The 13,083-nt window shown below is 43.2% G+C and carries 19 protein-coding genes; 16 read left to right on the top strand and 3 right to left on the bottom strand.

What is annotated here, in order from left to right:
* Nucleotide 1 precedes the first annotated feature (1 nt).
* The 6 genes from J9317_RS13520 (at nucleotide 2) to J9317_RS13495 (ending at nucleotide 4,343) form a co-directional block, all read left to right on the top strand.
* A complete protein-coding gene (locus tag J9317_RS13520) occupies nucleotides 2–643 on the top strand; it encodes a class I SAM-dependent methyltransferase (RefSeq protein WP_211559419.1) in 642 nt (213 codons plus the stop codon).
* Nucleotides 644–668: 25 nt separating this feature from the next.
* A complete protein-coding gene (mtnN, locus tag J9317_RS13515) occupies nucleotides 669–1,364 on the top strand; it encodes a 5'-methylthioadenosine/S-adenosylhomocysteine nucleosidase (protein ID WP_211559417.1) in 696 nt (231 codons plus the stop codon).
* Nucleotides 1,365–1,418: 54 nt separating this feature from the next.
* Entirely contained in the window at nucleotides 1,419–2,342 is a 924-nt protein-coding gene (locus tag J9317_RS13510) for a PLP-dependent cysteine synthase family protein (RefSeq protein ID WP_211559415.1), read from the top strand.
* 2 nt (nucleotides 2,343–2,344) lie between these two features.
* Complete coding sequence (locus J9317_RS13505) at nucleotides 2,345–3,478, top strand: bifunctional cystathionine gamma-lyase/homocysteine desulfhydrase (protein WP_211559413.1); 1,134 nt, start codon at nucleotides 2,345–2,347, stop codon at nucleotides 3,476–3,478.
* Nucleotides 3,479–3,561: 83 nt separating this feature from the next.
* A complete protein-coding gene (locus J9317_RS13500; RefSeq protein WP_211559410.1) occupies nucleotides 3,562–3,783 on the top strand; it encodes a YrhC family protein in 222 nt (73 codons plus the stop codon).
* A gap of 431 nt (nucleotides 3,784–4,214) precedes the next feature.
* Nucleotides 4,215–4,343: a YrzI family small protein gene (locus J9317_RS13495; protein WP_211559408.1), complete on the top strand. Its 129-nt coding sequence runs from the start codon at nucleotides 4,215–4,217 to the stop codon at nucleotides 4,341–4,343.
* A 132-nt stretch (nucleotides 4,344–4,475) separates the two neighbouring features.
* Here the strand turns inward: J9317_RS13495 and sigK are convergent, their stop codons facing one another.
* The gene (gene sigK / locus J9317_RS13490) at nucleotides 4,476–5,201 is read right to left on the bottom strand and encodes an RNA polymerase sporulation sigma factor SigK (RefSeq protein ID WP_211559406.1); all 726 of its coding nucleotides are present in this window, start codon (nucleotides 5,199–5,201) and stop codon (nucleotides 4,476–4,478) included.
* A gap of 191 nt (nucleotides 5,202–5,392) precedes the next feature.
* Here sigK and J9317_RS13485 point away from each other — a divergent pair, with 191 nt between their 5' ends.
* Entirely contained in the window at nucleotides 5,393–6,115 is a 723-nt protein-coding gene (locus tag J9317_RS13485; protein ID WP_211559405.1) for an SGNH/GDSL hydrolase family protein, read from the top strand.
* A 97-nt stretch (nucleotides 6,116–6,212) separates the two neighbouring features.
* Nucleotides 6,213–6,386 (top strand): hypothetical protein, encoded by a 174-nt coding sequence (locus J9317_RS13480; RefSeq protein WP_211562533.1) that lies wholly within the window; start codon nucleotides 6,213–6,215, stop codon nucleotides 6,384–6,386.
* A 153-nt stretch (nucleotides 6,387–6,539) separates the two neighbouring features.
* Here the strand turns inward: J9317_RS13480 and J9317_RS13475 are convergent, their stop codons facing one another.
* On the bottom strand, nucleotides 6,540–6,677 hold the full coding sequence (locus tag J9317_RS13475; protein WP_035405183.1) for a sporulation histidine kinase inhibitor Sda: 138 nt from the start codon (nucleotides 6,675–6,677) through the stop codon (nucleotides 6,540–6,542).
* A gap of 385 nt (nucleotides 6,678–7,062) precedes the next feature.
* Between J9317_RS13475 and J9317_RS13470 the strand changes: the two genes are divergently transcribed.
* From J9317_RS13470 to J9317_RS13435, 8 genes are read left to right on the top strand one after another with little or no spacing between them, the layout of a single operon-like run.
* Entirely contained in the window at nucleotides 7,063–7,575 is a 513-nt protein-coding gene (locus tag J9317_RS13470; RefSeq protein ID WP_211562393.1) for a YqeG family HAD IIIA-type phosphatase, read from the top strand.
* Nucleotides 7,572–8,675, top strand: coding sequence for a ribosome biogenesis GTPase YqeH (gene yqeH / locus J9317_RS13465; RefSeq protein WP_488656179.1), 1,104 nt, complete (start codon nucleotides 7,572–7,574; stop codon nucleotides 8,673–8,675). Before J9317_RS13470 ends, yqeH begins: the two co-directional genes overlap by 4 nt.
* A gap of 26 nt (nucleotides 8,676–8,701) precedes the next feature.
* Nucleotides 8,702–9,538, top strand: coding sequence for a shikimate dehydrogenase (gene aroE / locus J9317_RS13460; protein WP_211559401.1), 837 nt, complete (start codon nucleotides 8,702–8,704; stop codon nucleotides 9,536–9,538).
* Between the two features lie 2 nt (nucleotides 9,539–9,540).
* Nucleotides 9,541–9,834 (top strand): ribosome assembly RNA-binding protein YhbY, encoded by a 294-nt coding sequence (yhbY, locus tag J9317_RS13455; protein ID WP_211559398.1) that lies wholly within the window; start codon nucleotides 9,541–9,543, stop codon nucleotides 9,832–9,834.
* A 16-nt stretch (nucleotides 9,835–9,850) separates the two neighbouring features.
* Nucleotides 9,851–10,420, top strand: a complete 570-nt coding sequence (locus J9317_RS13450; RefSeq protein WP_211559397.1) for a nicotinate-nucleotide adenylyltransferase — start codon at nucleotides 9,851–9,853, stop codon at nucleotides 10,418–10,420.
* A complete protein-coding gene (gene yqeK, locus J9317_RS13445) occupies nucleotides 10,410–10,991 on the top strand; it encodes a bis(5'-nucleosyl)-tetraphosphatase (symmetrical) YqeK (RefSeq protein ID WP_211559395.1) in 582 nt (193 codons plus the stop codon). Before J9317_RS13450 ends, yqeK begins: the two co-directional genes overlap by 11 nt.
* On the top strand, nucleotides 10,988–11,344 hold the full coding sequence (gene rsfS / locus J9317_RS13440; RefSeq protein ID WP_211559393.1) for a ribosome silencing factor: 357 nt from the start codon (nucleotides 10,988–10,990) through the stop codon (nucleotides 11,342–11,344). The genes yqeK and rsfS overlap by 4 nt, the downstream gene beginning before the upstream one ends.
* Entirely contained in the window at nucleotides 11,341–12,093 is a 753-nt protein-coding gene (locus J9317_RS13435) for a class I SAM-dependent DNA methyltransferase (RefSeq protein WP_211559391.1), read from the top strand. The genes rsfS and J9317_RS13435 overlap by 4 nt, the downstream gene beginning before the upstream one ends.
* Before the next feature lie 80 nt (nucleotides 12,094–12,173).
* On the opposite strand, the gene comER is transcribed toward J9317_RS13435, so the two are convergent.
* Complete coding sequence (comER, locus tag J9317_RS13430; protein WP_211559389.1) at nucleotides 12,174–13,001, bottom strand: late competence protein ComER; 828 nt, start codon at nucleotides 12,999–13,001, stop codon at nucleotides 12,174–12,176.
* Nucleotides 13,002–13,083 lie beyond the last annotated feature (82 nt).

Here is a 13,083-nt window from a genome sequence, read left to right as displayed (position 1 = left end):
CATGGGCAGAGAATTTTTGGAGTTGTTTGAAGGGTGGGCCTCTGATTATGATACGACCGTCAGCGGACATGACGTTGAATATAAAGAAGTATTTCAAAACTATAGCAGCATACTTGAAGAAGTAACGAACAGATCGGGATCAGCGGTTCTGGAATTTGGTTTAGGTACTGGAAACCTGACAGCCCTGCTGCATGCTGCGGGGAAAAAGGTATATGGCATTGAACCGTCAAATGCAATGAGAGAAAAGGCAATTGAAAAACTGCCTGCAGACATCTTGATTTCAGATGGAGACTTTCTTGATTTCCCAAAACCTGCAGAGCAGATTGATTCGATTGTAAGCACGTATGCTTTTCACCACCTTACGGATGAAGAAAAAGATAAAGCCGTCGGGATTTATGGAAGCATGCTTGCCAAAGGTGGTAAAATAATCTTTGCTGATACTGTTTTCACTGACCGGGATGCGTATATAAAGAAGATTGAAGAATCGAGAAGAAGGCAGTTTTTAAGCCTCGCTCTGGATCTTGAGACAGAATATTACACAACCCATGTTGTGATGAAGTCAATATACGAAAAGCATGGATTCATTGTGACCTTTACACAAATGAATCCATTCGTATGGATTATGGAAGCAGTAAAACAGTAATTTTAGAGTAAAGAGGGTTGTCCTAATGAAAATAGCTATTATTGGAGCAATGGAAGAAGAAGTAAATATATTAAGAGAAAAGCTGGAAGGTCAAAGCAGCGAGCTGATTGCAGGCAGTGAATTTACAGAAGGAATGTACGAGGGAAAAGAAATCGTCCTTCTTAAATCAGGAATCGGAAAAGTGAATGCTGCTCTAAGCACAGCACTCCTGCTTGACCGCTATAAGCCTGATTATGTAATCAATACGGGATCTGCCGGCGGATTTCATCAATCCTTAAATGTTGGAGACGTCGTGGTTTCGACCGAGGTCCGTCATCACGATGTGGACGTGACAGCGTTTGGCTACGAATACGGTCAGGTACCCGGACTTCCTTCAGCCTATCTGCCGGATCCCAAGCTTTTGGAGATTGCGGAAGCCGAGGCAAAAAACATTGAAGGAATCCAAGTGGTTACAGGGATGATTGCAACGGGTGATTCGTTTATGAACGATCCTGAGCGGGTTGATTATATCCGCACGAAATTTGAGAACCTGTATGCCGTAGAAATGGAAGCAGCCGCTATTGCTCAGGTCTGCCACCAATTCCAGGTGCCGTTTGTCATCATCCGTGCACTCTCAGATATTGCGGGCAAGGAATCAGATGTATCGTTTGATCAGTTCCTTGAAAAAGCAGGTCTTCATTCAGCGGAGCATGTTCTTCGTATTGTCCGCAATTTGAAATAATTAAAAGCACAGCAGAATGAATCCATCCTGCTGCGTTATGAAGAAGGTGTTTGGATGAAAGTAGTCAAAGGTGTCCACGAACTGATCGGGTCAACACCCCTTATGGAGATAAAGCATTTTCCGCTTCCGAACGGCACCCGTCTTTTTGCAAAACTTGAATTCTACAATCCAGGCGGGAGCATTAAGGACCGGCTTGGAAAGGAACTGATTGAAGATGCACTTAAGACCGGAAAAGTAGCCAAAGGCGGCACAATCATTGAGCCGACAGCCGGCAATACGGGCATTGGACTTGCTTTGGCAGCAATCCATGAGGATCTTCAGGTTATGTTCTGCATTCCTGAAAAATTCAGCATGGAAAAGCAGGAAATCATGAAGGCGCTGGGGGCAAAAATTGTTCATACACCCACCAGTCTCGGTATGAAGGGAGCCATTGATAAGGCCCAGGAGCTTATAAAGGAAATACCCGGCTCTTACTGCCCTCAGCAATTTGGAAATCCCTCCAATCCGCTTACTTACTATAAGACCCTCGGTCCGGAACTTTGGGAGCAGCTGGAGGGGAAAATTGATATCTTTCTGGCAGGAGCCGGAACAGGCGGAACTTTTATGGGAACAGCTGAGTACCTGAAAGAACAGAATCCCAATGTTAAAACGTGCATTGTAGAACCTGAAGGATCCATTCTGAACGGCGGAGAATCAGGGCCACACAAAACAGAAGGAATCGGTATGGAGTTTCTGCCGGGTTACATGAACAAGGAGTATTTTGACTCCATTCATACGGTAACAGATGAAGATGCCTTCCGCAGAGTTTCCGAGCTTGCCAAGCGAGAGGGGCTTCTTGTTGGAAGTTCATCGGGGGCTGCACTTCACGCTGCATTAATTGAAGCTGAGACTGCCAAAGAGGGAAGCATGATTGTGACCATTTTTCCTGATAGCAGTGAACGGTACTTAAGCAAAAAAATTTACGAAGGGGGAATCTAGTCATGAAAAAGCTGACTAAAATGATCCACGGAGGAATCCCGGGCGATGAACAGACAGGTGCAGTCAATGTGCCGGTTTATCAGGTTAGCACTTATAAGCAGGAGCGCGTGGGCGAGCATAAAGGATATGAGTATTCGAGAACAGGAAATCCTACAAGACATGCATTGGAAGAATTAATTAAAGATCTTGAGGAAGGACATGCTGGTTTCGCATTCGGATCCGGAATGGCAGCCATCTCAGCAGTCATGATGCTGTTCAGCAGCGGTGATCATGTCATCATGACAGATGACGTATATGGCGGAACGTACCGTGTGATGACAAAGGTATTAAACAGACTGGGCATTGAATCGACCTTTGTGGACACTAGTAATTTAGAAAATATTACAGAAGCCATCCAATCCAATACAAAAGCATTGTATCTGGAAACACCAACCAATCCGCTGCTGAAAATTACGGACATTGAGGCTTCAGCCCGTCTTGCAAAAGAAAAAGGATTGCTGACAATCGTAGATAATACATTTAGTACTCCGTATTGGCAGACTCCGCTTACCCAGGGAGCAGATATTGTCCTTCACAGTGCGACAAAGTATATCGGAGGGCATAGTGACGTAGTGGCCGGTCTTGTTGCCGTAAACAGCCAGCAGCTTGCAGAAGACCTCCATTTTGTTCAGAATTCTACAGGCGGGGTTCTTGGACCGCAGGATTCCTGGCTGTTGATCCGCGGTGTTAAAACACTCGGCCTCAGAATGGAAGCGCATGAAAGAAATACGCAAGAGATTGTCCGTTTCCTGAAGGAGCATCCAGCTGTTTCAACAATCTATTATCCTGGCCTTGAAAATCACCCGAACCACGAGATTGCCAAAAGGCAGGCATCAGGGTTCGGCGGAATGGTTTCATTTGATGTCGGAAGTCAGGAAAAAGCAGATCAAGTGCTTAGCAAGGTGAAATATTTTACTCTGGCAGAGAGCTTAGGTGCTGTAGAAAGTCTGATTTCAGTACCGGCTAGAATGACTCATGCTTCCATTCCCGCAGAACGCCGGAAAGAGCTGGGGATTACAGACGGCTTGATTCGGATTTCCGTTGGAATAGAAGATTCGGCTGATTTAATTGATGATTTAAAGCAGGCTTTATCCTGATTTCCTGATATTACAAGTCAGATAGTCTGCCAGGCTATGTTATCCTAGTAATTGTCAAAATATTTTCGGGCAGGTGATATAGCTTGAAAAAGCAGTTGCAGGATTTAGTCCTTGATTTCAAAAATTATGCGTTCGTCCTGTTAGCATTGGGGACATTTTTCTATATAGGAGTATTTGTTGAATCCGGCCAGGTATCAGAGCAATCTACCATGATGGGTGCCTCTGCCTTTATGCTGGCCGGCGCAATTATTTGTTTTAACATTTCTCTTTCCTTTAATAAAAAACTTCAAAAAGAAGCCGAATAACCTGCAGATGATTCTGCAGGTTATTTTTTAATTAATTGCTTATTTAAGTATACCAGTAGGATCGATTCGTTTTTTTTTATGGGCATTTGGCTTATTTTTCAAAAAGTTAGAAAAATCGGTTTACATTCATAAAGATTGTGGATATAATTACCATGTAAATAAAATTTTTCAAAGGAGGCCGGTTAAAATGATGATGACTGTTAAAGCGTATCAGCTTAAACAATTGAATAAAGTAATCAAATCTCATTGGCCGGTTTGCAGCTAACGTATGTTCTTTTTTCATTAACGATTGGAATATACGCCGCAGACTAAGCGATTTGCTTACTCTGCGGCGTTTACTATTTAAAACAAGACGGACGCCCGGGGTATTTCCTGCGGTGTTTTTTTGCGTAGAGAACCCTTGGCGCCTCGCCTTTAAAGGAGGTGATATCATGACCATCCATTTACTGTTTGTAACGGTAACTTTCAAACGGAACATTAAAACAAAAGATGAATTGAATGACGAAAAGCGTGTCAGGAACCTGATGGAGAAAGTTAAGAACCGTCAGCTTATGCTGTAAGCAAGCTTAACAAAAATCATGAAAGGAGCGGTAAAAATGATGAAAAGGGAAATGATGAACTACCTCACTGTGGAGAAGGATAGCGGTTAGCTAAAGAAAAAAGATAAGGATAGAGGGGAAAACCCTTTCTCCTTATCTTTTCTTTTTTTTGTTGTTTTTCTCTTTCTCAGCACGATAAAATTCGTGGAACATTTTCATGAGCGCCCGTTTCTCAATGCGAGATACATAGCTCCTTGATATGCCCAGCTCTTTTGCGATTTCCCTCTGCGTTTTTTCTTTTTGCAAGTCGAGCCCGAATCGGCCGACAATGACCTCTTTTTCCCGCTCCTCTAACACATCGATAAATTTTTTCACCTTTTCAAGCTCCATATTCAGCTGAATGGTATCAATAACGTCTTCACTCTCGGATTTAAGAACGTCAATGAGCGATATTTCATTTCCTTCTTTATCCTGACCAATCGGATCATGAAGGGACACGTCTTTCTTAGTCTTTTTCAACGCTCTTAAATGCATCAAAATTTCGTTTTCAATACATCTTGCGGCATATGTTGCAAGCTTCGTCCCTTTTCCCTGTGAATAGCTCTCAATTGCTTTGATCAGTCCGATCGTTCCGATCGAAATCAGGTCCTCGGCGTCCTCACCTGTGTTCTCGAACTTTTTGACAATATGTGCGACAAGCCTTAAATTATGCTCAATCAAAAGATTTCTGGCATGTTCATCGCCTTCTGCCATCAGCTGAAGGTATTTCTTTTCATCGCTGGATGACAGTGGCTGCGGGAACGCATTGTTCTTTACGTAGCTTACAAGAAAAACCATTTCCCTCATGACATAGGCCAGCGCTGTGAATAATCCGGACAAATAAGCACCTCCAAGGGTCGTTATGTAGGCAATCGCCTATTAATTATGTGTATGTAGGGAAGGGCCTGCCCGTGTCTGTTTACTATCACAAAGTTAAGAATAGTGAAACCGGCAAGCATGGCCAGCTTGCCGCAGTTGAAACACGGGCCGTTCTATATTATAGTGTTGTATAGCTTACGGAGGTGCAGGAGTTGAAAAAGCTTTTAGTTATTTTATGTCTCTCACTGGCAGCCGGGTGCGGTGCTGGAAATAACGAATACAATGCGGTTGCGTTTGGAGACAGCAATACAAGGGGTGCGAATTACCCCATTAGGGATTATCCTGAAAATGAAAAATGGGTGAACTTGCTCAACTTATCACAGCAGGGGAAAGTTAATATATACAACGCGGGTATAGGAGGCGAAACAACCGAGGATGCGAGAAAGCGATTTAAAAAGGATGTTTTAAATCGCCATCCTGAAACCGTCTTTATTATGTTCGGTACGAATGATGCGGTGGTTTTGCAAAGCGGAGAGCCAAGGGTTTCAAAAAAAAGGTTTGAAGCGAATCTCCTTTATTTTATAGATGAAATTAGAAAAAACGGCGGGCATCCTATTCTGATTACGTGCCTGCCGATTGTGGAAGGAAACGGGAAAGACAAGCTTTACTATTCAAGATATGAAAAAATCTATTATGATGCAGGAAAGGGCGCGCGGAACTGGCATAATTCCTATAATGAGATCGTAAGAGAAATCGCAAAGAGGGAACAGCTCCCGCTTATTGACCATTGGAGGAACATGGTGAGGGCAGCTGGAGGAGACACAGATACAGCTCTGATCGCATCGGGACTAATCGATCCATCCGGGAATCATATGACTCCAAAGGGAGCAAGAATCCTTTATCAGGCGATTCTTGACGGCGGCCTATTAAAATAATAGATGATTTGCTCAGGGGGTCCGGACAGAAGCCTATACCTTGGCATAGGTACATACATATGCTGCTAAGGAGAACGTGCATAAGGAGGTCTTCTATATGTCAGCTGGATATTATCCATGCAGTCCCGGCTGCGGACCGCTGCCCTATCCATACCCTTACATTCCGCCTAATGCTTCCTGCGGATTTTGGTATGCCATTCTTATCGTGGCATTTATTCTGCTCCTGGTATTTGGAGGATATTATTGGTACTATGGCGGATCTTGCAGATGAGGCACCTCTTTTACTTGAGGTGTCTTCTTCAGTTCATCCTGCAGGCCGGGTGGAGGTTAGAGGCACAGGCGTGTTATAATAGCTTGCATTCATGATTTTGATGCATGTTAAATAGGGTATGGCTAAATAAAAGAAAAGCTCTCAAAACCCTGCTTATGAATTTCTCAGCATGTGGGCAAGAGAGCGGCGCTTTATTTCAGATTCGATTAACTCAATAAAATCATGGCTGAGTTTTAATTCGGTTGCTTTATAATAGGATTCAATCAGCAGCTCATCCGATAATTTTCGCATACTGGCAGGCCAAATGATTGGCGGGTCACCTCCCGGGAGAAAATGGACTACGTGCTCGTTTTTAAGCATAGGATAGTAAGTTCTATATGACTGTCTTAAATCTAACATGTTTATGGTACAGGAACAATCGTTCTGTTATCCACAAGTAAAAGTGGATAACCTGTTAATATGTTGTTTATAAATCTGGAAAATTTTGAAATAAAAGGCTGGATGATGTGAATATAGTTATCCACAGGTGTAGGATAGAGCCGGTATCTGTCGAAAAATTTTCTTTAAATTACCATTAATCGGTGTTATTTGAAGATTTTTTTGAAAGATTTGTCGAAATTGGGTAAGATGGATACTGGCTAAATATGAACTTAGAGGTGTGAGCCCCTTGTTAAAAATGTTTTTACCAGGCGAATTTGTTAAAAGTATATTCGAGATTAACCCTTATAAGCTTAAGGAACGCAATATAAAAGGAATCATCACGGACCTGGATAACACTCTTGTAGAATGGGACAGGCCCAGTGCCACGCCTAAATTAATCGAGTGGTTCAAAGAGATGAATGACAGCGGAATTAAAGTAACCATTGTTTCAAACAACGTCGAAAAACGCGTGAAGGATTTTTCAGATCCTCTTCGTATTCCGTTCATCTACAAAGCCAGGAAACCAATGGGCCGTGCATTCAGAAAAGCCATTCATGATATGCAGCTGAAAAAAGAAGAAGTTGTAGTGATCGGTGATCAGCTCCTGACAGATGTGCTTGGAGGGAACCGGAACGGATTCCATACGATTCTTGTGGTGCCTGTAGCTTCAACAGACGGTGCCATGACAAAATTCAACCGCAAAATTGAGCGCAGAATCATGGACACACTAAAGAAAAAAGGCATGATTCAATGGGAGGAAAAGCAGTGAGAGAAGAAATTACCTGTGTTGGCTGCGGAGCCGTTATTCAAACCGAAAACCCTGGAGAAGTCGGGTATACACCCCCAAGCGCGCTGCTCAGAGAGCCCGTAATATGCCAGCGCTGCTTCAGACTGAAAAATTACAATGAAATTCAAGATGTGGCACTTACCGATGCAGATTTTTTAAAAATTCTTCACGGGGTTGGGGAAACAGATTCACTAATTGTTAAGATTGTCGATATCTTCGATTTTAACGGGAGCTGGATCAGCGGGATACAGCGTTTTGCAGGAAACAATCCAATCCTGCTTGTAGCCAATAAAGCTGATATTCTGCCTAAATCAGTAAAGGAACAGAAGCTGATTCAATGGATGCAGCGTGAAGCAAAAGAAAACGGTTTGAAACCAATCGATATATTCTTAGTGAGCTCTTCGAGAGGGCAGGGAGTCAAAGAAGTGGCCGAAGCGATTGAGCATTACCGGGAAGGTAAAGACGTCTATGTTGTAGGCTGTACGAATGTAGGTAAATCTACATTTATCAACAGGATCATCAAAGAAGTGGCAGGGGAACAGGATTTAATTACAACCTCTCATTACCCTGGCACCACCCTGGATTTAATTGAAATCCCACTGGATGACGGTTCTGCACTCTATGATACTCCGGGAATTATTAATCATCATCAGATGGCTCATTTTGTGAATCAGGATGATTTGAAGCTCCTTTCCCCTAAAAAAGAGATCAAGCCCAAAGTGTTCCAGCTGAATGAAGAACAGACTTTGTTTTTTGGAGGGCTGGCTCGGTTCGATTTTATTCATGGAGGAAGAAGTACATTCACCTGCTACATCCCGAATGAGCTTTATATTCACCGGACAAAGCTTGAGCAGGCGGATACCCTGTATGAAACCCATCGAGGAGAGCTTTTATCCCCGCCGAGACCTGATCAGCTCGAAGATTTTCCTGAGCTTGTTCCGCATGTGTTTACAATCAAGCAGGAGAAAACGGATATTGTATTTTCAGGCTTAGGATGGATTACAGTGAACGAACCGAATAAGAAAATTGTTGCCTACGCTCCAAAAGGCGTTTATGTCGGCTTAAGAAACTCGCTTATCTGAAGCACTTCTATAAAGGGGGAGCTTAAATGGCAGATTTATATGGTATAATCGGATGTCCCGTTGGCCATTCCATGTCACCTGACATTCACAACCGCTCCTTTAAGGATCAGAAATTGGATGCAGTCTACCACAGGTTTCATGTTGAAAAAGACCAGCTTGGTGCAGCGGTTAACGGAATCAGGGCTCTTGGCATAAAGGGAGTCAATGTAACCATTCCCCATAAAGAGAATGTAATCGCCTATTTAGACCATGTGGATAAGACAGCTGCAGAAATGGGAGCCGTCAACACGATCGTTAACCTGGATGGCGTGTTGACCGGATATAATACAGATGGTCCAGGGTACCTGGAGTCCATTAAACCATTCTTAACGTCCCCGCTATCTGAAATGAAATGCCTGATTATTGGAGCAGGCGGAGCTGCAAGAGGAATCTATACCGCACTCGCACATGCTCAGACAGGCAGAATAGACGTGGCCAACAGAACAAAAGAAAAAGCATTGGCCATAATTCAAGAATATGATGCAGCTGTTCCTGGACGGACATTGAGTCTCGAGGAAGCGGAGTGTCATCTTGCTGAATATCACCTTGTCATACAGACGACTTCTATTGGAATGTCGCCTAATATAAATGACCAGCCGATTTCCCTTGAAAATATTTCAGAAGGAACGCTCGTGAGCGATATCATATACAACCCGATAAAAACAGCTTTTATAAAGGATGCGGAACAGCGCGGCTGCCGCGTTATTCCAGGGGTTGGAATGTTTATTTATCAGGCTGCGCTTTCCTTCCGGCACTGGACAGGGAAAATGCCGGACATTCAGCTCATGGAATCAGTAGTTTTGGAAAAATTAGGAGGCAAATAAATATGCTAACAGGTAAACAAAAACGATTTTTGCGTGCGGAAGCACACCACCTTAACCCTATTTTTCAAGTAGGCAAGGGTGGAGTCAATGACAATATGATTAAGCAAATTGAAGAAGCTCTAGAAGGAAGAGAACTTCTTAAAGTGAGCATTCTTCAAAATTGTGATGAAGATAAAGATGAAGTTGCAGAGAGACTTTCAAAGGGTGCAAGAGCAGAGCTTGTACAGATTATCGGAAATACGATTGTCCTTTATAAAGAATCACGGGAGAATAAGCAGATTAAGCTGCCGAACTGACGAAGGGGATTTATGGATGAAGGAAATTGGTATTTTTGGCGGTACATTTGATCCGCCCCATTTCGGTCACCTGCTTATGGCAAGCGAAGTAAAGGCTGCCCTCTCTTTGGATGAAATATGGTTCCTGCCAAACAGCCTTCCCCCTCATAAACAGGATGAGGAGCATTCAAGTCCGATGGACCGCTGCGAAATGCTCGAGCTTGCTATCAGCGGAAAAGAGGGATTCCTGGTGGAACCAATCGAACTTGAGCGGACCGGTCCTTCTTATACATATGATACGATTGTGCTGCTGAGGGAAAAATATCCTGAGTATCATTTTTCATTTATCATCGGAGCAGATATGATTGAATATTTGCCAAAATGGAACCGAGTCGATCAGCTTTTATCTATGGTCCGTTTTGTGGGAGTGGGCAGGCCTGGTTATTCTCCGGATACAGCCTACAGTTTGACCATGGTCGACGTTCCTCAATTTGACGTTTCATCGTCTATGATCAGGCACAGGATTGAACAAGGCATAACAACAAGTTTTTTGCTGCAGGATAAAATAATGGACTTAATTAAGGAGAAGGGGCTGTATGGAAAGTAAGCAAGCTTTGGCAATTGTAAAGGAACAGCTGAAAGACCATCGCTATCAGCATACCCTTGGGGTCATGGAAACGGCTATTGAACTTGCGGGGAAATATGGTGCGGACGTTAAGAAGGCGGAAATGGCTGCTATTTTCCACGACTATGCAAAGTTCAGGCAAAAGGAAGAAATGAGGCAGATTATTCTCAATCAGAACATGAGGAGAGATTTGCTTATCCATAACGAAGAATTATGGCACGCACCAGCAGGCGCTTACCTTGTTCAAAAAGAAGCGGGTATAGAAGATCTGGAAGTACTTGACGCAATCCGTTACCATACATCAGGCAAGGCTGGTATGAGCGTACTTGAAAAGGTCATATATGTTGCGGATTATATTGAACCCGGAAGAAGGTTTCCGGGTGCAGAAGAGGCAAGAGAAGCTGCTAAAAGGGACTTGAATGAAGCGATGATTCTATCATTGCAAAACACAATTATGTTTTTGCTTAAGAAAAATCAGGCTGTTTATCCAATGACAATTGAAGCTTATAACGATTTAATCTTAGCAAAACGGGAGGATTTGAATTCAGAATGAATGAAAAAGATATTTTAAAGCTGGCTGCTGCTGCAGCGGATGATAAAAGAGCAGAAGACATGGTCGCATTGCGAATGAAGGGTTTATCTCTTATTGCAGATTATTTTTTAATCTGCCACGGAAATTCAGATAAACAAGTTCAGGCCATTGCCCGTGAGATTAAAGATAAAGCGGACGAAAATGGAATACAGGTTAAAAAAATGGAAGGATTCGATGAAGCACGCTGGATTCTCGTCGACCTTGGCGATGTTGTAGCGCATGTTTTTCACCGTGATGAGCGTATTTATTACAATCTTGAAAAACTTTGGGGAGACGCCCCGTCTGAAGATGTGGCCAAGCTGCTTGAAGTATGATGTATCAGGGCTTTGCGGGTGTCTATGATCATCTGATGGAGGATGTCCCTTATCAGGATTGGGCCGACTTGCTGGATTCATTACTAATAAAGTACGGAAACACAGGCAGGAAAGTTATGGATTTAGCGTGCGGAACTGGTGAAATCACCGTATTGCTTCATGAAAAAGGCTATGAGATGACTGGTGCAGATTTAAGTGAAGACATGCTCGCTCTCGCTATCCAAAAAGCAGAAGAGAAGAGGATGCCAATTCCTTTCTTTCAGCAGGATATGAGAGAGATGGAGGGCCACGATCTTGCTTATGATGCTGTCATCATCAACTGCGACTCCCTGAATTATTTGCTTGAAGAACAAGATGTGCAAAGTGCCTTCAAATCCGTTGTTGAAATGCTGCACGATAATGGACTTTTCCTTTTTGATATTCACTCCATTTATAAAATGAAGCACATACTTGCTGGTTCAACATTTGCTGATGCAGGCGATGATGTGAGCTTGATCTGGCAGTGCTTTGAAGGGGAAAAAAAACATTCAGTTGAGCATGAGCTTACCTTTTTTGTCAAAGATGATGAGGAGCGCTACAGCCGGATTGATGAATTTCATCAGCAGCGGACATACGAAACCGGGGAAATCTTTCTTTGGCTGAAGGATGCAGGATTTGAAGTCCTTGAGTGCTTTGGAGATTTTCAGCCGGGTGCGGTAAGTGAAGAGGCAGAACGGATTTTTTTTGCTGCCAGAAAAACCAGTAACTAAAAAAGGACGCGCGCTGCGTCCTTTTTTTTCGCTTTTTTTAAATTTATTGAAGGAATATACAGAACGATGACGAATTTGAATTAGTGATGGCTCCTGAATTGATCCCCGACCAGCGAAAGATCTTCATCAAACTTCTCATGTGTCTTCCTGAACAAGTGCTCAAATACGTTCCCAAGCTCCTTTTCAAGAATACTGATTCCTTCACCGGTAACTCCGCCTTTAACACAAACCTTTTTTTGCAGGCCAGGCAGTGTATAATGCCCGGTTTCAATCAGCTTCCCCATTCCCGTAATCATCCCTGCTGCAAGCTGCTCCGCCATTTCCCTGCTGATTTGTGTTTCCTGAACGGCCGCATCAGTAAAACGTTGCAGAAGGTAACTGAAAAATGCCGGCCCGCAGCTGACAATATCAGATGCAGCCCTGGTTACATTCTCCTCAATGAGAACAGGTTCTGATATGCGAGAACATAATTGAAGAATATAAGCCCGGTTCTCCTCCGAGCACGATTCTCCAAAAGTGAGGAGCGACACTCCGCTCAGTGCACGGTTGGTAATGCTGGGAATCACTCTGGCCGTTTGGCAGGGAGAGATGGTTTCAAGAAGATTTGCAGAAACGGGACTCGTAATCGAAATTAGACAATGATCTTTCGTCAGCTGCGGAGAAAGACGTGTCACTAATGCATGCAGATCAAGCGGCTTCACACAAAGAAAAATCAAAGAGCATGTTCTCGCAATCTCTTCGCTGTTTTCGCTCACATGAATTCCTGGAAACTCCGATTGTATATGATGAGCTTTTTCTAAAGTCCGATTCGTTATATGAATTGCCTGGGGTTTTATCGCCTTTGACTCAACGAAAGCCTCGATAAGTATCCTTCCCATATTGCCCGTTCCAATAAAACCGATGTTCAATGGCTTTCCCCTCCTTCACTTGCCTATTCTCCTACACATTATGCTGCTCCTTTTTTACTTATTCCAAATATAATCTTTTGAG

This window comes from Metabacillus flavus (genome assembly GCF_018283675.1).
Taxonomy (GTDB): Bacteria; Bacillota; Bacilli; order Bacillales; family Bacillaceae; genus Metabacillus_B; species Metabacillus_B flavus.
This window is presented reverse-complemented; position numbering and strand designations above follow the sequence as displayed.